Source organism: Pseudomonas sp. CK-NBRI-02, from assembly GCF_008124495.1.
GTDB classification, from domain to species: Bacteria; Pseudomonadota; Gammaproteobacteria; order Pseudomonadales; family Pseudomonadaceae; genus Aquipseudomonas; species Aquipseudomonas guariconensis.
Genome location: NZ_VSJH01000008.1, coordinates 398,498 through 415,973, shown reverse-complemented (window position 1 = coordinate 415,973; position 17,476 = coordinate 398,498). Strand labels below are relative to the sequence as shown.

17 protein-coding genes are annotated in these 17,476 nt (G+C 62.5%); 8 read left to right on the top strand and 9 right to left on the bottom strand.

Annotated features, from left to right (window positions below):
- Nucleotides 1-7 precede the first annotated feature (7 nt).
- Nucleotides 8-1,816, top strand: a complete 1,809-nt coding sequence (gene oadA, locus DQ397_RS09755) for a sodium-extruding oxaloacetate decarboxylase subunit alpha (protein WP_043209967.1) — start codon at nucleotides 8-10, stop codon at nucleotides 1,814-1,816.
- 147 nt (nucleotides 1,817-1,963) lie between these two features.
- On the opposite strand, the gene DQ397_RS09750 is transcribed toward oadA, so the two are convergent.
- The 3 genes from DQ397_RS09750 to DQ397_RS09740 are packed head-to-tail and all read right to left on the bottom strand — an operon-like array spanning nucleotide 1,964 to nucleotide 3,727.
- Nucleotides 1,964-2,635, bottom strand: coding sequence for a GNAT family N-acetyltransferase (locus DQ397_RS09750; RefSeq protein ID WP_043209965.1), 672 nt, complete (start codon nucleotides 2,633-2,635; stop codon nucleotides 1,964-1,966).
- Between the two features lie 4 nt (nucleotides 2,636-2,639).
- Complete coding sequence (locus DQ397_RS09745; RefSeq protein WP_043209962.1) at nucleotides 2,640-3,086, bottom strand: GNAT family N-acetyltransferase; 447 nt, start codon at nucleotides 3,084-3,086, stop codon at nucleotides 2,640-2,642.
- 11 nt (nucleotides 3,087-3,097) lie between these two features.
- On the bottom strand, nucleotides 3,098-3,727 hold the full coding sequence (locus DQ397_RS09740; RefSeq protein ID WP_043209961.1) for an FMN-binding negative transcriptional regulator: 630 nt from the start codon (nucleotides 3,725-3,727) through the stop codon (nucleotides 3,098-3,100).
- 89 nt (nucleotides 3,728-3,816) lie between these two features.
- Here DQ397_RS09740 and DQ397_RS09735 point away from each other — a divergent pair, with 89 nt between their 5' ends.
- Nucleotides 3,817-5,355: a PLP-dependent aminotransferase family protein gene (locus DQ397_RS09735; RefSeq protein ID WP_043209959.1), complete on the top strand. Its 1,539-nt coding sequence runs from the start codon at nucleotides 3,817-3,819 to the stop codon at nucleotides 5,353-5,355.
- Nucleotides 5,356-5,435: 80 nt separating this feature from the next.
- Here DQ397_RS09735 and DQ397_RS09730 read toward each other — a convergent pair whose 3' ends face one another.
- The 4 genes from DQ397_RS09730 to aspA form a co-directional block, all read right to left on the bottom strand.
- The gene (locus tag DQ397_RS09730) at nucleotides 5,436-6,539 is read right to left on the bottom strand and encodes a polyamine ABC transporter substrate-binding protein (RefSeq protein ID WP_043209957.1); all 1,104 of its coding nucleotides are present in this window, start codon (nucleotides 6,537-6,539) and stop codon (nucleotides 5,436-5,438) included.
- Nucleotides 6,539-7,582 (bottom strand): histone deacetylase family protein, encoded by a 1,044-nt coding sequence (locus DQ397_RS09725; protein WP_043209953.1) that lies wholly within the window; start codon nucleotides 7,580-7,582, stop codon nucleotides 6,539-6,541. Before DQ397_RS09725 ends, DQ397_RS09730 begins: the two co-directional genes overlap by 1 nt.
- 216 nt (nucleotides 7,583-7,798) lie before the next feature.
- Complete coding sequence (locus DQ397_RS09720; RefSeq protein ID WP_043209950.1) at nucleotides 7,799-8,791, bottom strand: AraC family transcriptional regulator; 993 nt, start codon at nucleotides 8,789-8,791, stop codon at nucleotides 7,799-7,801.
- A gap of 196 nt (nucleotides 8,792-8,987) precedes the next feature.
- On the bottom strand, nucleotides 8,988-10,412 hold the full coding sequence (aspA, locus tag DQ397_RS09715) for an aspartate ammonia-lyase (RefSeq protein ID WP_043209948.1): 1,425 nt from the start codon (nucleotides 10,410-10,412) through the stop codon (nucleotides 8,988-8,990).
- A gap of 180 nt (nucleotides 10,413-10,592) precedes the next feature.
- On the opposite strand from aspA, the gene DQ397_RS09710 reads away from it, so the two are divergent.
- From DQ397_RS09710 to DQ397_RS09690, 5 genes are all read left to right on the top strand, one after another.
- Nucleotides 10,593-11,534, top strand: coding sequence for a LysR substrate-binding domain-containing protein (locus DQ397_RS09710; RefSeq protein WP_043209946.1), 942 nt, complete (start codon nucleotides 10,593-10,595; stop codon nucleotides 11,532-11,534).
- Between the two features lie 171 nt (nucleotides 11,535-11,705).
- A complete protein-coding gene (gene purE, locus DQ397_RS09705; RefSeq protein WP_043209945.1) occupies nucleotides 11,706-12,197 on the top strand; it encodes a 5-(carboxyamino)imidazole ribonucleotide mutase in 492 nt (163 codons plus the stop codon).
- Nucleotides 12,198-12,207: 10 nt separating this feature from the next.
- The gene (locus tag DQ397_RS09700) at nucleotides 12,208-13,290 is read left to right on the top strand and encodes a 5-(carboxyamino)imidazole ribonucleotide synthase (RefSeq protein WP_043209942.1); all 1,083 of its coding nucleotides are present in this window, start codon (nucleotides 12,208-12,210) and stop codon (nucleotides 13,288-13,290) included.
- A 96-nt stretch (nucleotides 13,291-13,386) separates the two neighbouring features.
- A complete protein-coding gene (locus tag DQ397_RS09695; protein WP_043209941.1) occupies nucleotides 13,387-13,635 on the top strand; it encodes a GlsB/YeaQ/YmgE family stress response membrane protein in 249 nt (82 codons plus the stop codon).
- 45 nt (nucleotides 13,636-13,680) lie between these two features.
- A complete protein-coding gene (locus tag DQ397_RS09690; RefSeq protein WP_043209939.1) occupies nucleotides 13,681-14,214 on the top strand; it encodes a DUF3299 domain-containing protein in 534 nt (177 codons plus the stop codon).
- Between the two features lie 60 nt (nucleotides 14,215-14,274).
- Here the strand turns inward: DQ397_RS09690 and DQ397_RS09685 are convergent, their stop codons facing one another.
- Both DQ397_RS09685 and DQ397_RS09680 read right to left on the bottom strand, forming a co-directional pair.
- Nucleotides 14,275-15,171: a D-hexose-6-phosphate mutarotase gene (locus tag DQ397_RS09685; protein ID WP_102081156.1), complete on the bottom strand. Its 897-nt coding sequence runs from the start codon at nucleotides 15,169-15,171 to the stop codon at nucleotides 14,275-14,277.
- 72 nt (nucleotides 15,172-15,243) lie between these two features.
- A complete protein-coding gene (locus DQ397_RS09680) occupies nucleotides 15,244-15,642 on the bottom strand; it encodes an acyl-CoA thioesterase (protein WP_003253317.1) in 399 nt (132 codons plus the stop codon).
- Between the two features lie 359 nt (nucleotides 15,643-16,001).
- Between DQ397_RS09680 and DQ397_RS09675 the strand changes: the two genes are divergently transcribed.
- Nucleotides 16,002-17,291, top strand: a complete 1,290-nt coding sequence (locus DQ397_RS09675) for an MFS transporter (protein WP_043209937.1) — start codon at nucleotides 16,002-16,004, stop codon at nucleotides 17,289-17,291.
- Nucleotides 17,292-17,476: the final 185 nt, after the last annotated feature.

Genomic DNA, 17,476 nt, shown 5'->3' with positions numbered 1-17,476 from the left:
CCGAATAATGTCCAAGAAAATCTTTGTCACCGACACAATCCTGCGCGACGCTCACCAGTCCCTGCTGGCCACCCGCATGCGCACCGAAGACATGCTGCCGATCTGCGACAAGCTCGACAAGGTGGGCTACTGGTCTCTGGAAGTCTGGGGTGGCGCGACCTTCGACGCCTGCGTGCGCTTCCTCAAGGAAGACCCGTGGGAGCGTCTGCGCAAGCTGCGCGCCGCCCTGCCCAACACCCGCCTGCAGATGCTGTTGCGTGGCCAGAACCTGCTGGGCTACCGCCACTACAGCGACGACGTGGTCAAGGCCTTCGTCGCCAAGGCCGCGGTCAATGGCATTGACGTGTTCCGTATCTTCGACGCCATGAACGACGTGCGTAACCTGCGTGTGGCCATCGAAGCGGTCAAGGCTGCCGGCAAGCACGCCCAGGGCACCATCGCCTACACCACCAGCCCCGTGCACACCATCGACGCCTTCGTCGCCCAGGCCAAGCAGATGGAAGCCATGGGCTGCGACTCGGTCGCGATCAAGGACATGGCCGGCCTGCTGACCCCATTCGCCACCGGCGAGCTGGTCAAGGCGCTCAAAGCTGAACAATCGCTGCCGGTGTTCATCCACTCCCACGATACCGCTGGCCTGGCCGCCATGTGCCAACTCAAGGCCGTGGAAAACGGTGCCGACCACATCGATACCGCGATCTCCAGCTTCGCCTGGGGCACCAGCCATCCAGGGACAGAGTCGATGGTCGCCGCGCTCAAGGGCACCGAGTTCGATACCGGCCTGGATCTGGAACTGCTGCAGGAAATCGGTCTGTACTTCTATGCCGTGCGCAAGAAGTACCACCAGTTCGAGAGCGAGTTCACCGCCGTGGACACCCGCGTGCAGGTCAACCAGGTGCCAGGCGGCATGATTTCCAACCTGGCCAACCAGCTCAAGGAGCAAGGCGCCCTGAGCCGCATGAACGAAGTGCTGGCGGAGATCCCACGCGTACGTGAAGACCTCGGCTACCCGCCGCTGGTGACCCCGACCTCGCAGATCGTCGGCACCCAGGCCTTCTTCAACGTGCTGGCCGGCGAGCGCTACAAGACCATCACCAACGAGGTGAAGCTTTACCTGCAAGGCGGCTATGGCAAGGCGCCGGGTGTGGTCAACGAACAACTGCGTCGCCAGGCGATCGGCAGCGAAGAAGTGATCGACGTGCGCCCGGCCGACCTGCTCAAGCCGGAGATGGCCAAGCTGCGTGCCGATATCGGCAACCTGGCTCGCTGCGAGGAAGACGTGCTGACCTACGCGATGTTCCCGGACATCGGTCGCAAGTTCCTCGAGGAGCGTGAAGCCGGCACCCTGACTCCAGAAGCCCTGCTGCCGATTCCGGAAGCCGGTGCCGTGGCAGGCTCGGGCGGCGAAGGTGTACCGACCGAGTTCGTCATCGACGTGCACGGCGAGACTTACCGCGTCGATATCACCGGTGTGGGCGTCAAGGCCGAAGGCAAGCGTCACTTCTATCTGTCCATCGATGGCATGCCGGAAGAGGTGGTGTTCGAGCCGCTCAACGAGTTCGTCAGCGGCGGTGGCAGCAAGCGCAAGCAGGCCACTGGCCCAGGTCACGTGAGCACCACCATGCCGGGCAACATCGTCGATGTGTTGGTCAAGGAAGGTGACACCGTCAAGGCCGGCCAACCGGTGCTGATCACCGAAGCGATGAAGATGGAGACCGAAGTCCAGGCCCCGATTGCCGGCAAGGTCACTGCCATCCACGTGGCCAAGGGTGATCGCGTCACGCCGGGCGAGATCCTGATCGAGATCGAAGGCTGATCCAAGCCTTCGACAGCAAGCGGTTTACCTCATGGGGAGCGATATGCTCCCCTTTTTTTGTGCTGAATTTGTCGGTCTCTTTCACCAGCAGGCCCGTTCCCAGAGGGATAACGCATCCCCGTGGGAGTGGGTGTACCGCCGGCACTCTCAGCCTTTACGGCAGGCTTCCAAGGTCTTCACTTGCCCCTCGGGCTGCTGGTTCTCTTCGCTCAACCAGCGCTCGAAGCCTGCCGCCACGCTTGGCCACTCATCATCGGTGATCGAGTACCAGGCCGTGTCCCGGTTGTGATCCTTGACCACCATGTGCTTGCGGAACACCCCTTCGAAGACAAAGCCGAAGCGCTCGGCGGCGCGTTTGGAGCGGGCATTGGCGTTGTTGCACTTCCACTCCAGGCGCCGGTTGCCCAAGGCAAAGCCGAGCTGGCTCAGCAAGTAGACGGCCTCGGTGCCGCGAGGGGTGCGCTGCATGGCGGCGCCGAAGGCGATGTGGCCGATCTCGAAGCGGCCCTGTTCGGGGACGATCGACATGTAGCTCAGGATGCCCTGGGCCTGGCCGGTGGCGCGGTCGATGACGCTGTAGAACAGCGGGTCGCGACTGGCGGCGTTGCCTTCGAGCCAGCGGTCGAAGCTGGCGCGCTCATTGAAAGGCCCATAGGGCAGGTAGTCCCACAGCACTGGGTCCGAGCCAGGGCCCTGCAACACGTCCCAAAGGTCATTGCCGTGGCGGGCCGGGTCGAGTTTTTCCAGGCGGACGAAGCGTCCTTCGAGGGGCTCGGCGTTGGGCGTTGCCGCGGGCTTCCAGTTCAGTGCGTCTGTCATGGGCCTACAAGCCTTTGCGAAATTGAATGAAGCCCGGCCGCTCTGCGACTTGTTCGTACAGGCTGATGGCGGTGGCGTTGGTCTCGTGGGTGAGCCAGTGCACCTTGATGCAGCCGGCTGCCTTGGCGGTCGCGTAGACATGCTCGATCAGCTGGCGACCAATGCCCAGGCCGCGCTGGTCGGCGTTGACGTACAGGTCTTGCAGGTAGCACGAATTCTCGATGCTCCAGTTGGAGCGGTGATAGATCCAATTGACCATCCCCACGGCTTTGCCATCGACCCAGGCCAACGCCGAGTGGGTGGGCTCGTTCTCATCGAGCAAACGCTGCCAGGTGCTGGCGCTGACCTCATCGGCCAATTCGGTTTCGTAGAAGCGCAGATAGGCATGCCAGAGGGCGAGCCAGGCGGCATGGTCGTTGGCGCTCACTGGGCGCAGGGTAACGCTGGGCATGGTCTTTTCCTTCAGAGTGGGCGCATGTGCGCTGCGAGTTGGTTGTCCAGGTAATCGGAACTGCTGGCCAGACCGTCACGTACGCCGGCGATGTCTTGCGCCGAGCGGTTCTGGCTGAGCTTGCGCGCGCCTTGCAGACGGGCAATGGGCATGCGCAGGCCGACGATGGCGCGCAGCATGCCATCGATGTAATCGCTGGGTGCGTCGCTCACCTTCCAGGGTTTGGCGCGGTCTTGTTCGTGCCGATCGCTCAGGCGGCTGACGATCGCCAGCAGGCGAGGGGCGTCGTGAATTACCTGCACCGCGCCATAGGCGTGCACGGCCAGGTAATTCCAGGTGGGCACGACCCTGGGGTTTTCGGTCTTGCTCGGGTAGTAGCTCGGGCTGACATAGGCATCTGCGCCTGGGAAAACCAGCAACGCTTCGCCGCCTTGCTCCAAGTCCCGCCATTGAGGGTTGGCCCGGGCCAGGTGAGCATAGACAGTGCCGTACTCGCCTTGAGCTGTATCGAGTAGCACGGGTAGATGGGTCGCGAGCAAGCCGTTGTCGCCGTGGCTGACCAGAACGGCGAGGCGGGTGTCGCACATTTGCTGGTGCAGGCGCGCGAGGTCATGTTCTTGGTGGGGCTTGGCGTTGTACATGCGAGATTCCTTGTCCAATGGCTTCATCCTAGGCAGGCTATTGGTACTCTGTAAGAGCCAATACAGCCTGTTTTCATAGGTCCAATGCCATGAACGAATGTCCTCTCGCGCTGCTCTTCGACCCCACGGGTATCGTGCTCGACCGCCGGCGCGGGCTCAGCCAGCAGCTGTACCAGGCATTGCGGGCGCGGGTGCTGGATGGACGCCTGGGCAGTGGCACGCGTTTGCCCGCCACCCGCGACCTGGCGGCGATGTTATCGCTCTCGCGCAACAGCGTGGTGCGGGCCTACGACCAGCTGTATGCCGAGGGTTACATTGAAAGTCGGGTTGGCGATGGGACTTATGTGAGTCAGCTGCCCAAACTATCCACACAGCTATCCACAGGGTTATCCCAGGGGTTATCAACAGAGTTATCCACATTGTTGCCTTCTGATACTGAAGATTTATCCAGTTCAGGGCGCTCCAGCGAGCCTTTGCAGCGGCTTAAAAACAACCATCTTCCACCACCCAAGGCTGGTGCGCCGAGGGCTTTTCGCGTCGGTGTGCCGGCGTTCGATTTGTTTCCCTTCGAGGTCTGGGCCAGGCTGCAAGCGGGTTTCTGGCGAAATCCCGATCCTTCATCGCTCGGCTATGGCGATCCGGCGGGTGAACCGCAACTGCGCGAACTCGTCGCCGCCTACCTGCGACGCTCACGTGGGTTGTCGTGTGGCGCTGAACAAATTGTGATCACCAGCGGTGCCCAGCAGGCCATCAGCCTTTGTGCACAGTTGCTGTTGCAGCCGGGCGATGGAGTGGCTGTGGAAAACCCAGGGTACCGGGCGGCCGGCCACACTTTTGCGTTGGCGGGGGCGAAAGTCAGGGGTGTGCCAGTGGACGATGAAGGGCTGGATTGCGCGCAGCTGGCGCAACTTCCCGATTGCCGGATGGCCTATGTGACCCCGGCGCACCAGTACCCCACTGGCGTCACCATGAGCCTGGCCCGGCGCCTGTCATTGCTGGATTGGGCACAGCGTCAGGATGGCTGGATCATCGAGGACGACTACGACGGGGAGTATCGCTACAGCGGTGCGCCACTGGCGCCCTTGGCCTCCTTGGACCGGCAGGGACGGGTGCTGTACGTAGGCACGTTCGGCAAGATCGCCTTTCCGGCCCTGCGCCTAGGCTATCTGGTGCTGCCTCGACCGTTGGTGGAGGCATTCAGTCAGGGGCGGGCGTTGGCGGTGCGCCATTCGGAGGTCGGCACCCAGTGCGTAATGGCGCAATTCATGGCCCAGGGGCACTTTCAACGGCATATCCGGCGCATGCGCAAGGCAGCGCTGGCGCGGCGAAATGTCCTGAAAGCCGGGTGGCCGGAAGATGTGCCAGGTCTGGGCGCCATGCCGGAAGTGGCGGCTGGGCTGCATGTGAAAGTGGCTGTGGATAACCTTGCCCGTGAGCAAGAGTTGGTGGCCAGGGCAGAGGCGGTGGGGGTGGAGGTCAACCCGCTGAGCAGTTACTGGCTCGAAGACGGCAATGTCCCTGTGGATAAGCGCGCCGGATTGGTGCTGGGGTTCGCGGCGGTGCCTGAAGCGCAGATTGCGGATGCAGTGATGCGATTGCGCAGGGCGTGGCGACCTGTTCGCGGGTGAACCCGTTCTCACAGACACAGCGCTGTACTTACAGGCAGCGCTGTACCTGTGGGAGCGGGTTCAACCGCGAAGCATCCAACTCAAGTCCCGGACTTGATGCGTGTCCAGGCCCGGGTGCGTGCCCGTTCGGCCTCGCGTGGCAGTGGCTTGAGGGTATACAGCTTGGCCATCGCTTCGGCGGTCGGGTACAGGTTGGGGTTGTTGCGGATCGCCGGGCTGACTTTGTCGGTGGCGTCCTTGTTGGGGTTGGGGTAGCCAACGAAGTCACTGATCGGCGCGATCACTTCAGGGCGCAACAGGTAGTTGATGAACCTGTGTGCATCCTCAGGATTGGCGGCATTCTTGGGAATCGCCAGCATGTCGAACCAGATCGGTGCACCTTCCTTGGGCAGGCGCATGTCCACCACCACGCCATTCTTGGCGTCGCGCGCGCGGTTGGCGGCCTGGGAGAAGCTACCCGAATATCCCACCGCCACGCAGATATCGCCGTTGGCGATGTCAGCCATGTACTTCGAGGAATGGAAGTAGGTGATGTGCGGGCGGATCTTCAGCATCAGATCCTCGGCTTTCTTGTAGTCGGCCGGCTTCTCGCTGTTCGGTGGCAGCCCCAGGTATTGCAGCGCCAAGGGCAGGATCTCCGACGGTGAATCGAGCAGGGCGACGCCGCACTGCTTGAGCTTGGCGATGTTCTCTTCCTTGAAGATCAGATCCCAGCTGTCCACGGGCGCCTTGTCGCCGAGCACCGCCTTGACCTTGTCCGGGTTGAAGCCGATCAGCACGGTGCCATACATGTACGGCACGGCGAACTTGTTGCCCGGATCGTTGGCCTCGATCAGCTTCATCAGCGCCGGATCCAGGTGCTGCCAGTTGGGGAGCTTGGATCGGTCCAGAGGCTGGAACACACCGGCTTCGATCTGCTTGGCGAGGAACACGTTGGACGGCACCACCACGTCGTAGCCGGAGTTGCCGGTGAGCAGCTTGGCTTCCAGGGCTTCGTTGGTGTCGAAGATGTCGTAGATCAGCTTGACGCCGCTGTCCTTCTGGAAGTCCGTCAAGGTCTGCGGCGTGATGTAGTCGAACCAGTTGTACACGCGCAGGGTGCGCTGTTCGGCCTGGGCCTGAAGGGCTCCGGTGAACAGGGTGGCAGCGATGAACGGGGCGAGCAGACGCTTGAGTCGGACCATTACCGGGCTCCTGGCTGGGCATGCTGGAAGCCTTCCAGCACGTTGACTGCGTTGATACCGATTTCTTCCACAGCGTAGCCACCTTCCATCACGAACAAGGTCGGCTTGCCGAGCTGGCCGATACGCTTGCCCATCTCCAGGTAGTCTGGGCTGTCCAGCTTGAACTGCGAGATCGGATCGTCCTTGAAGGTATCCACGCCCAGGGACACCACCACCACGTCCGGCGCGTAGGCGGCGATACGCTGGCAGGCGTCTTCCAGGGCAGCGCTCCAGGCGGCCCAGTCACTGCCGGCGGGCAGCGGGTAATTGATATTGCAGCCTTCGCCTGCACCTTCGCCGGTTTCGTCGGCATAGCCGAGGAAGAACGGGAACTCGTCCTGCGGGTCGCCGTGGATCGAGGCGAAGAACACATCGCCGCGCTGGTAGAAGATGTCCTGGGTGCCATTGCCGTGGTGGTAGTCGACATCGAGGATGGCGACCTTGCGGTGGCCTTGGTCAAGGAAGGCCTGGGCTGCGATGGCGGCGTTGTTGAGGTAGCAGTAGCCCCCCATCACTTCGGCCGCGGCATGGTGCCCTGGTGGACGGCACAGGGCGAATGCCGAATGGGCGCCTTGCTGGATCGCGGCCTGGGCAGTGAGGGCAACCTGGGCTGCACTATAGGCGGCTTGCCAGGTACCGGCGGTGATCGGCGCGCCGGCATCGAAGCTGTAGTAGCCAAGCTCACCATGCAGGCCAGTCGGTTTGACCTTACGCAGGGTGCGGGCTGGCCAGGTGAAGGGCAGCAGGTCTCCTTCCTGGCCCAGCTGTGCCCAGCGTGCCCAGGCCCCTTCGAAGAAGTCCAGGTAGTCGGCGCCATGCACCCGCAGCAAGGGCGCGCGGCCGAAATCACGTGGCCCTTCGACCGGACCCAGGTTGCGCTTCTTGACTTGCTCCAGGACGTGGTCAGCGCGCGAAGGCATCTCGAAGCAGGGCATCAGCTTGCCGTCGATCAGCTCGCAGCGGCCGTGGTGCAGGCGGTGATCATCAGAATAGATCGTCAGCATTTTTATTCTCCGGGTTTACTGGCGTGGCCTCATTGTGTGAGTCGGCGAGTGGCGGGAGAACGTTGCAAACGGCCAAAAGGGGATCGATGTGGCCAAAGACAGTGTCCGGTGTGGGGAATGTTCGCGGGTAAATCCGCTCCCGCAGGCCTCCCGCTGATTTTGAATTCAGCACAAATACCTTAGGAGCGGGTTTACCCGCGAAAAGCCCGGCACCGATCAGCCGCGAAAATGACTCGGCGCAACGCCGCTCCAGCGCTGGAAGGCATGGCGAAAGCTCGCGGTCTCGCTGAAGCCGAGCGTCTCGGCGATGCGGTAGATTGGCATCTGGTCCTCGGCCAGCAACTGCTTGGCCCGCTCGAAGCGCAGCTCGTCGAGCAATTGCTGATAGCTGCAGCCCAGGGCTTGCAGGTGCCGGCGCAAGGTGCGCGAGGAGCAGTTCATTTGTCGTGCCAGACCTTCGAGCCCGGGGGCGGCATCGAGTTGCTTGATCAGCAGCTGGCGGATGCGCCCCAGCCACGCCTGGCGCCCGGTGAACTCAAGGTTCAGCTGGCGGCAACGCTCGGCCATGGCCTTGTGGGTGATGGGGTCGGCCAGGGGCAGGGGCATGTCCAGCCAGCGGCGTTCGAAGGCAAAGGCATTGTCGTTGGCCTCGAAGCCCAGGGGGCACGGGAATGCATCGGCATAGAGCGCGTGGTAACCCGGCCGTGGATGCTCGAAGCGCGCCGCGAGCAGCGGCAGTGGGCGCCCCAGCAGGTCGTCACAGATGACTTTCAGCGACACCAGGCAGAATTCGGCATTGAAGGCCGCCAGGGCAGGGCTGTCTTGGTAATCGCTGGCGCTGAACCAGATCCGCTGGCCGTCGTCCTCCAGGCGCAAGTGAAAGGCTGTGCCCAGCAGTGCGGGATAGCGCAGCGCCAAGCGCAGGGCGTCACCCAAAGTGGCACTGGAGAGCAGGGCGTAACCGAGCATCCCGTAGCATGACACGTGCATGCGCCGCCCCAGCTCCAGGCCGATCTCCTCGCGCAGGGCTACGGCATTGGCGCATACCTGCAGTTCTTGCTGGGTGGTGATGCGGGCATCGGCATGGCCCAGATCCGCCGCGCCAATGCCGCTGCCGCAAAGCAGGCGCTCGGCATCGCAGCCTTCTTCCTGTAAGACCTTGAGAATCAGCGAAACTGCGTTGAGGGTGGTCAGGTGGCTGTGCAGCATGCTCGGTATCCCGTGGGGCTGGGAAGCATTATGGAGCAAGTTGTGTGCCGGACGGCCATGTGGCGTTGCTTTGCAGTCCACTACGGCCTTGGTGGCCGCGCGCATAAAAAAAGGGCCCGTAGCGTGCGCTCGGGCCCTTGAAAGGTTGAGAGGTGTCTAGTCCCTCGACCTGGTGAGACGTTTTACAGCGGTCTGGTTACGCCTTCAGCGGAACCAGACGTGGAGCGATCATGTTTTCCGGACGCAGGATGTCGTCGAGCATCGCGTCGTCCAGCAGCTTCTCTTCGCGCACCAGTTCCAGAACACCGCGGCCGGTTTCCAGGGCGACGCGGGCGATACGGGTGGCGTTTTCGTAGCCGATGTACGGGTTCAGGGCAGTGACCAGGCCGATCGAGTGCTCGACCAGTTCACGGCAGCGCTGTTCGTTGGCGGTGATGCCGACGATGCAGTGCTCGCGCAGCATGTCCATGGCGCGCTGGAGCAGGCGGATGGAGTCGAAGATCTTGTAGGCGATCAGCGGTTCCATGACGTTCAGCTGCAGCTGGCCACCTTCGGCGGCGACGGTCAGGGCCAGGTCGTTGCCCATGATGGCGAAGGCCACCTGGTTGACGGCTTCCGGAATAACCGGGTTGACCTTGCCTGGCATGATCGAGCTGCCTGGCTGGCGTGCCGGCAGGTTGATCTCGTTGATGCCGGTGCGCGGGCCGCTGGACAGCAGGCGCAGGTCGTTACAGATTTTCGACAGCTTGACCGCGGTGCGCTTGAGCATGCCGGAGAACAGCACGAAGGCGCCCATGTCGGAGGTGGCTTCGATCAGGTCGGCAGCCGGGACCAGCGGCTGGCCGCTGATGGTCGCCAGGCGCTGCACGGCCAGGGCCTGGTAGCCAGGGTCAGCGTTGATGCCGGTGCCGATGGCGGTACCGCCCAGGTTGATTTCGGTCAGCAGCTCCGGAGCCAGCGAGCGCAGGCGCTGCAGGTCTTCGGTCATGGTAGTGGCGAAGGCGCGGAATTCCTGGCCAAGGGTCATCGGCACGGCGTCCTGCAGCTGGGTACGGCCCATCTTCAGTACGTGGTCGAATTCCTTGCCTTTGGCCGCGAAGGCCTGGATCAGGCTGTCGAGGCTGGCCAGCAGGGCGTCATGACCCAGCAGCAGACCCAGGCGGATCGCGGTCGGGTAGGCGTCGTTGGTCGACTGCGCCATGTTCACGTCGTTGTTCGGGTGCAGGTACTGGTACTCACCCTTCTGGTGGCCCATGACCTCCAGCGCGACGTTGGCGATGACTTCGTTGGCGTTCATGTTGGTGGAGGTACCTGCACCACCTTGGATCATGTCCACAACGAACTGGTCGTGGAACTCGCCGCGGATCAGACGGGCGCAGGCCTCGCTGATGGCAGCGTGCTTGGCATCGCTCAGGTGGCCCAGCTCACGGTTGGCGTCGGCAGCGGCCTGCTTGACCATGGCCAGGGCCACGACCAGCTTCGGGTAGTGCGACAGCGGAACACCGGAGAGGTGGAAGTTGTTGGCAGCGCGCAGAGTCTGGATGCCGTAGTAGGCATCGGCAGGGACTTCAAGGGTACCAAGCAGGTCTTTTTCGACGCGGAACGATGCAGCGGAGGACATGACGGATATCATCTCGATTTAAACCCGGCACCTGCCGGAATGCCGCCAATCCTAGGCCTGCCCGGATTTTGCGGCCAATGCTGTTGCACGCTAACCTATGCACAAACGGCATACCGATTCATGTGACGCCAATTGACAAACGAGCGTGTTCCATTTTGGTGCGCGCTGGGAGACCGCTTCATGAACCTCGAAAGCAAGTGGCTGGAAGACTTCAGCGCCCTGGCCGCCACCCGTAGTTTTTCCCAGGCGGCGGAACGTCGTTTCGTCACCCAGCCGGCCTTCAGTCGGCGTATCCGCAGCCTGGAAGCGGCGCTGGGGCTGACCTTGGTGAATCGTTCCCGCACACCGATCGAGCTGACCGAGGCCGGGCAGTTGTTTCTCGTCACGGCGCGCACGGTTGTCGACCAATTGAGCGAAGTTCTGCGCCATTTGCATCATCTCGAAGGCGGCCAGGGTGAAGTGGTCCAAGTGGCTGCCGCACACTCGCTGGCATCGGGCTTCTTCCCACGCTGGGTGGCCCAGTTGCGCAACGACGGCCTGAACATCGCCACCCGTCTGGTGGCCACCAACGTGGGCGATGCCGTGCATGCGTTGCGTGAAGGTGGTTGCGACCTGATGCTGGCGTTCTATGACCCGGATGCGGCCTTGCAGATGGATGCCGAAATCTTCCCCTCGCTGCACATGGGCACTACCGAGATGCTGCCGGTATGCGCCGTGGGCGCCGACGGCAAGCCGTTGTTCGACCTTGAAGGCGAGAGCAGCGTGCCTCTGCTGGCTTACAGCGCTGGGGCTTTCCTCGGTCGATCGGTCAACTTGCTGCTGCGTCAGCGCAACCTGCGCTATACCACTGTCTATGAAACCGCCATGGCCGACAGTCTCAAGAGCATGGCCCTTGAAGGTATGGGTATCGCCTGGGTGCCGCGGCTGTCGATGCGCGGCGAGCTGGAGCGTGGCGAACTGGCGATCTGTGGAGGCAGCCAATGGCACGTGCCGTTGGAAATTCGCCTCTATCGCTGCGCCTTGGTCCGCAAGGCCAACGTGCGTCTGCTCTGGCGCAAGCTGGAGGGTGGCACGACGACCGCATCTATTGACCCGAAAGTCAGCCAAAGCCCCGAAAAATAAGGCCGACAGTTGGTCGCCGGGGGTGCCTGGATGGCCTCGCGTTACGTTATACTTCGCGGCCCCCAGGCCGGAACGATCCGGCCATGATCAGCAAACAAGCCACGCCGGTCGTCCCGCGTGGCTTGTTGTTTTTTGACGCGCCCAAGGGCGCACAAGCGAAGAGGCTCGACGATGAGTGCACTGGTTGGCGTGATCATGGGCTCCAAGTCCGATTGGTCCACCCTTAGCCACACCGCCGATATGCTGGAAAAACTCGGCATTCCCTACGAGGTGAAGGTGGTTTCCGCCCACCGTACGCCGGATCTGCTGTTCCAGTATGCCGAAGAGGCCGAAGGCCGCGGCATCGAGGTGATCATCGCCGGTGCTGGCGGTGCTGCCCACCTGCCGGGCATGTGCGCCGCCAAGACCCACCTGCCGGTGCTGGGCGTGCCGGTGCAGTCCTCGATGCTCTCGGGTGTCGACTCGCTGCTGTCGATCGTGCAGATGCCCGCAGGCGTACCTGTCGCCACCCTGGCCATCGGCAAGGCCGGTGCCATCAACGCGGCGCTGCTCTCGGCGAGCATCCTGGGTGCCAAGTACCCGCAGTATCACGCGGCACTCAAGCAGTTCCGCACGGAGCAGACCGAAACCGTCCTGGACAATCCGGACCCGCGCCAGGCCTGAGGCTATCAACATGAAGATCGGTGTAATCGGTGGTGGCCAGCTCGGCCGCATGCTGGCCCTGGCGGGTACTCCGCTGGGCATGAACTTCGCTTTCCTCGACCCGGCCCCGGACGCCTGCGCGGCTGCCTTGGGTGAGCACCTGCGCGCCGACTACGGCGATCAGGATCACCTGCGTCAGCTGGCTGACGAAGTCGACCTGGTGACGTTCGAGTTCGAAAGCGTTCCGGCCGAAACCGTGGCCTTCCTCTCGCAGTTCGTTCCGGTCTATCCAAGTGCCGAAGCCCTGCGCATCGCCCGTGACCGTCTGTTCGAAAAGAGCATGTTCCGCGATCTGGGCATCCCGACGCCGGCGTTCGCCGACATCCTGTCCCAGGAAGACCTGGACGCGGCGGTGGCCAGCATCGGTCTGCCGGCAGTCCTCAAGACCCGCACCCTGGGCTATGACGGCAAGGGCCAGAAGGTCCTGCGCAGTGCCGAGGATGTGGTCGGCACCTTCGCCGAGCTGGGCAGCGTCCCATGCCTGCTCGAAGGCTTCGTGCCGTTCACCGGTGAAGTGTCGCTGGTGGCCGTGCGTGGCCGCGATGGCGAAACCCGCTTCTACCCGCTGGTGCATAACACCCATGAGAGCGGCATCCTGCGCCTGTCGGTCGCAAGCGATGCGCATCCGCTGCAGGCGCTGGCCGAAGACTACGTGGGTCGCGTGCTGCAGAAGCTGGACTACGTGGGTGTGATGGCTTTCGAGTTCTTCGAGGTCGACGGTGGCCTGAAGGCCAACGAAATCGCCCCGCGGGTCCACAACTCCGGGCACTGGACCATCGAAGGGGCCGAGTGCAGCCAGTTCGAGAACCATCTGCGCGCCGTGGCCGGCCTGCCGCTGGGCTCGACCGCCAAGGTCGGCGAGAGCGCCATGCTCAACTTCATCGGTGAAGTGCCGGCTGTGGATAAGGTCGTGGCCATCGACGACTGCCACCTGCACCACTACGGCAAAGCCTTCAAGGCCGGCCGCAAGGTTGGTCACGCCACCCTGCGCTGCGCCGACATGGCCACTCTCAAGGCCAAGATCGCCGAAGTCGAAGAGTTGATTGCCGGCTGATTGAACCTCTGCCCTGCGCAGGCCCTCTGAAATGGCAACAAGCCAAAGTGCTGTCTAGGCTTTGGCTTGTTCCATCTTCAAAGCAGAGGGATTGCCATGGGTATCATTGGAACCATTTTCATCGGCCTGATCGTCGGCCTGCTGGCCCGTTTTCTGAAACCAGGGGACGACAGCATGGGCTGGATCATGACCATTCTTCTCGGTATCGCCGGGTCCCTTGCCGCGACTTATGGCGGGCAGGCGCTGGGTATCTACCAGGCGGGGCAGGCCGCAGGTTTCTTTGGCGCCCTGGTGGGTGCCATCATCCTTCTGGTGATCTACGGATTCATCAAGAAACGCGGGTGACTGGTTTAGAATGCTCGGCAATTGACTGAATTGCCGAGCATTTTCATGCGTGCGTTTTTCCTTGTTCCCCTACTGCTGGCCAGTGCACTGGCCCATGCCGAGCTGCCCGAAACCGACTGGCTGGAGCTGATGCCAAAGTCGGACCAGAAGGCGCTCGAGCAGATGCCTGAAATCGACCACGACTCTCCTGAAGCCATAGGCACCTTCACCGAAAAGGGTGGGCTCAAGCAGGCCAAGGGTCTGCCGGCGGTGATGTACTCCACCAAGACGGTGGCCGCCATGAATGGCAAACAGATCCGCCTGGGCGGTTATCCGGTACCGCTGGAAAGCGACGCCAAGGGCAACAGCACCTTGTTCTTCCTCGTGCCGTATCCCGGCGCCTGTATCCACGTGCCGCCGCCGCCACCCAACCAGCTGGTGCTGGTGCGTTATCCCAAAGGCATGAAAATCGACGACATCTACACGCCGCTGTGGGTCAGTGGCACCTTGAAGGTGGAGAAGGTCAGCAACGACCTGGCCGATGCGGCCTATGCGCTGGAGGCAGGGAAGGTGAGGGTGGTAGAGGACGCCGACCTCTGATTCGGTCTTTTCCGAGCCGCTCCCACAGGTTATGTGAGAACCCAGTGGGAGCGGGTCTGGTCAGAGTGCTTCGCTGGTGATCGTAACGCTCAGCGAATGACTCGCCCCTGGGGCCAGGTTTACCACATCGTCCCATACATTCGCAGTTTCGATGCACAGCATTCGCTGCCAGCCATCATCGGCCATGTCCGCCAGCTCCCGGGCGCGATCGGTCCATGGGTTCCAGATCACCGCCGAGCGTGAGCCCGTCGCGTGCAAAGTGATGCGGCGGTTCCATTGCGGGTCGACGATCTTCAGCAGATCAGGTGTCTGCAGGTAGATGCGGTCGGTCTCGCCGGCAAAGCCCAGGGCGCTGTGCTGCTGGCGCAGTTCCCAGTCGGCCAGGGTTTCGATGTAACCAAGGTTCTCCACGCCCTCGACCCGAGCCTGTCGTACATCGCTGACCGCAAAGTAGCTGTGCAGGGCCTGGCTGATGGTGACGTTGTCATTACCCTGGTTGAAGCTGCTCAAGGTCAGCTTCAATTGCGTGCCCATTTCGATCAGCAGCTTGAGCTCGACCTCATGAGGCCAGCCTGGCAGGTCGCCCAGCGCTTCCGGTAGGCTGAACTCGATGCGAAGGCCTTCTGCGGCCTCCTCGATGCCCAGCAGCTGCCAGTCACGGGTGCGCGCCAACCCATGGGCTGGTGCCTGTTCGCCTTGGTACATGGCCTGCACGGCCTGGGGGTTGCGCTGCAGATTGCCGAACCAGGGCCAGCACACCGGCACTCCGGCGCGCACGGACTTGCCCTGGCGGAAGATGGCTTGGTCGCTCAACCACAGCAATGGGGGCTCACCCAGTCGTTGGTAGCTCAAGACCTGGGCGCCCTGTTGGGCGATCAGCAGTTCGGCATGATTGCTGGTGATGCGCCAGCAGTTGAGTTCGCCGTGTTGTTCCGTTTCGACCTGGAAAGTAGCCATGCGCTCGTCTCGTCGTGATGCATATCAGGCCTTGGACCTCATGCCTTGCAACGAGTTTACCGTGCCCCTGGCTCAGCGACGAGGGACGGAACGGGTACGGCCACTGCCGTCGATGGCGACGAAAACGAACACAGCTTCGGTGACCTTGCGCCATTCGCTGGAAAGCGGGTCGTCGCTCCACACTTCCACCATCATCTGGATGGAGCTACGGCCGATTTCCAGGGTCTGGGTGTAAAAGGAAAGCTGCGCGCCCACGGCCACCGGGACCAGGAAAGCCATGCGGTCGATCGCCACGGTGGCAACGCGGCCACCGGCGACGCGGCTGGCCATGGCGGTGCCGGCCAGGTCCATCTGGGCGACCAGCCAGCCGCCGAAGATATCGCCGAAACCGTTGGTTTCACGGGGTAGGGCAGTGATCTGAAGGGCAAGGTCGCCCTGTGGGATAGGATCTTCTTGTTCGAGCTCAATCATGCGGTGGGGCCTCGGACCCGTGACGCTTTCGTTGGTTGGCGCAAATGACGGTCGCCGGGAAAACGATTCAGCTTGAAACATACTACGCTGATTTCGCTTCGATGGGCGGCCAAAGGGAGACTCTGCGAAACCGCCTGCAACATTGACCGGCGTTTTCGCACAGCATCCCACGTGTTGCTCAACCTTTTCCTACGAGCGTCAGTATATAGACCTGCACAGCCAGCGACGACCGCGCATTCGTGAATATCTGTATGGATTTTGTACCGCTATGAGGCGGGTGCGGCAATTTGTTATCTTCGCGGGTCACTGACCCAGAAGCCGCGTGACAAACGGCCTGCAGACCAATAAGAGAACAACCCATGACCTCCGTGCCGAGCAGTATCGAGCAGCCCTCGCGGCCGCTGACCCGCAGTGACTACAAGACCCTTTCACTGTCCGCCCTTGGTGGAGCACTGGAATTCTACGACTTCATCATCTTCGTGTTCTTTGCCACGGTAGTCGGCAAGTTGTTCTTCCCCGCCGACATGCCCGAGTGGCTGCGTCTGATGCAGACCTTCGGCATCTTCGCGGCCGGCTACCTGGCGCGGCCTTTGGGCGGCATCATCATGGCCCACTTCGGCGACCTGCTCGGTCGCAAGAAGATGTTCACGCTGAGCATCTTCATGATGGCCTTGCCGACCCTGGTCATGGGCCTGCTGCCAACTTACGCGCAGATCGGCCTGTGGGCCCCGGTCCTGCTGCTCTTGATGCGTGTCGTGCAAGGTGCGGCCATCGGTGGCGAGGTTCCGGGCGCCTGGGTGTTCGTCTCCGAGCATGTGCCGGCGCGCAATACCGGTTATGCCTGCGGCACGCTCACGGCGGGCCTGACGTCAGGCATCCTGCTCGGCTCGCTCGTGGCAACCTTGATCAATACGGTCTATAGCGCCGACGAAGTGGCGGACTACGCCTGGCGCATTCCGTTCCTGCTCGGGGGCGTGTTCGGCCTGTTCGCGGTGTACCTACGCCGCTGGCTGCACGAGACGCCGGTATTTGCCGAGATGCAGCAGCGAAAGGCCCTGGCCGAAGAGCTGCCGCTGCGTGCGGTGCTGCGTGATCATCGTGGTGCGATCATTTTGTCGATGCTGCTGACCTGGCTGTTGTCGGCGGGCATCGTGGTGGTGATCCTCATGACCCCGGCGCTGCTGCAAAGCCTCTATCACATCAGCCCCACCGACTCGCTGAAGGCCAACAGTCTGGCTATCGTCCTGCTCAGCATTGGCTGTGTGGGTGCCGGCAGCCTGGCCGATCGTTTCGGCGCCGGGCGTGTGTTCATCGTCGGCAGCCTGGCGCTGCTGGCATCGTCCTGGGCCTTCTACCACAGCCTGCCGACGCGACCGGACCTACTGTTCCCGCTGTACGCGTTGACCGGTCTGTTCGTCGGCATCGTCGGTGCGGTGCCTTATGTGATGGTCAAGGCCTTCCCGCCGGTGGTGCGTTTCAGTGGGCTCTCGTTCTCCTACAACCTGGCCTACGCGATCTTCGGCGGCCTGACGCCAATGGTGGTCACCGCGCTGCTCAAGTTCAGCCCCATGGCACCTGCCTATTACGTGGCTTGCCTATGCGCCGTGGGTCTGCTGGTGGGTGTCTACCTGCTCGCGACCAAGCGCTGACCGAGGGCGGTCGTATCCGCGAAGACGGCATGGCGATGTTTATCCTGCAGTACCGCAACATCCTGTAAAGGCCATCCCGGGCGACCGTGATGGCCTTTCATCCAATTGTCACATTCAAGTCATAGAGTGTTCATGCGGCCTGCAGATACTTGGGCCCGATCCATCTCACACCCCAAATATTCCTG

Bases quoted from the DNA above. Each gene is read 5' to 3' on its own strand.
- DQ397_RS09735 (WP_043209959.1), top strand. From the start codon at position 3,817: ATGAACGAATGTCCTCTCGCGCTGCTCTTCGACCCCACGGGTATCGTG.
- DQ397_RS09700 (WP_043209942.1), top strand. From the start codon at position 12,208: ATGAAGATCGGTGTAATCGGTGGTGGCCAGCTCGGCCGCATGCTGGCC.
- DQ397_RS09690 (WP_043209939.1), top strand. From the start codon at position 13,681: ATGCGTGCGTTTTTCCTTGTTCCCCTACTGCTGGCCAGTGCACTGGCC.
- DQ397_RS09710 (WP_043209946.1), top strand. From the start codon at position 10,593: ATGAACCTCGAAAGCAAGTGGCTGGAAGACTTCAGCGCCCTGGCCGCC.
- DQ397_RS09685 (WP_102081156.1), bottom strand. From the start codon at position 15,171: ATGGCTACTTTCCAGGTCGAAACGGAACAACACGGCGAACTCAACTGC.
- DQ397_RS09745 (WP_043209962.1), bottom strand. From the start codon at position 3,086: ATGCCCAGCGTTACCCTGCGCCCAGTGAGCGCCAACGACCATGCCGCC.
- DQ397_RS09725 (WP_043209953.1), bottom strand. From the start codon at position 7,582: ATGCTGACGATCTATTCTGATGATCACCGCCTGCACCACGGCCGCTGC.
- DQ397_RS09730 (WP_043209957.1), bottom strand. From the start codon at position 6,539: ATGGTCCGACTCAAGCGTCTGCTCGCCCCGTTCATCGCTGCCACCCTG.
- DQ397_RS09680 (WP_003253317.1), bottom strand. From the start codon at position 15,642: ATGATTGAGCTCGAACAAGAAGATCCTATCCCACAGGGCGACCTTGCC.
- DQ397_RS09675 (WP_043209937.1), top strand. From the start codon at position 16,002: ATGACCTCCGTGCCGAGCAGTATCGAGCAGCCCTCGCGGCCGCTGACC.
- DQ397_RS09750 (WP_043209965.1), bottom strand. From the start codon at position 2,635: ATGACAGACGCACTGAACTGGAAGCCCGCGGCAACGCCCAACGCCGAG.
- purE (WP_043209945.1), top strand. From the start codon at position 11,706: ATGAGTGCACTGGTTGGCGTGATCATGGGCTCCAAGTCCGATTGGTCC.
- DQ397_RS09720 (WP_043209950.1), bottom strand. From the start codon at position 8,791: ATGCTGCACAGCCACCTGACCACCCTCAACGCAGTTTCGCTGATTCTC.
- DQ397_RS09695 (WP_043209941.1), top strand. From the start codon at position 13,387: ATGGGTATCATTGGAACCATTTTCATCGGCCTGATCGTCGGCCTGCTG.
- DQ397_RS09740 (WP_043209961.1), bottom strand. From the start codon at position 3,727: ATGTACAACGCCAAGCCCCACCAAGAACATGACCTCGCGCGCCTGCAC.
- oadA (WP_043209967.1), top strand. From the start codon at position 8: ATGTCCAAGAAAATCTTTGTCACCGACACAATCCTGCGCGACGCTCAC.
- aspA (WP_043209948.1), bottom strand. From the start codon at position 10,412: ATGTCCTCCGCTGCATCGTTCCGCGTCGAAAAAGACCTGCTTGGTACC.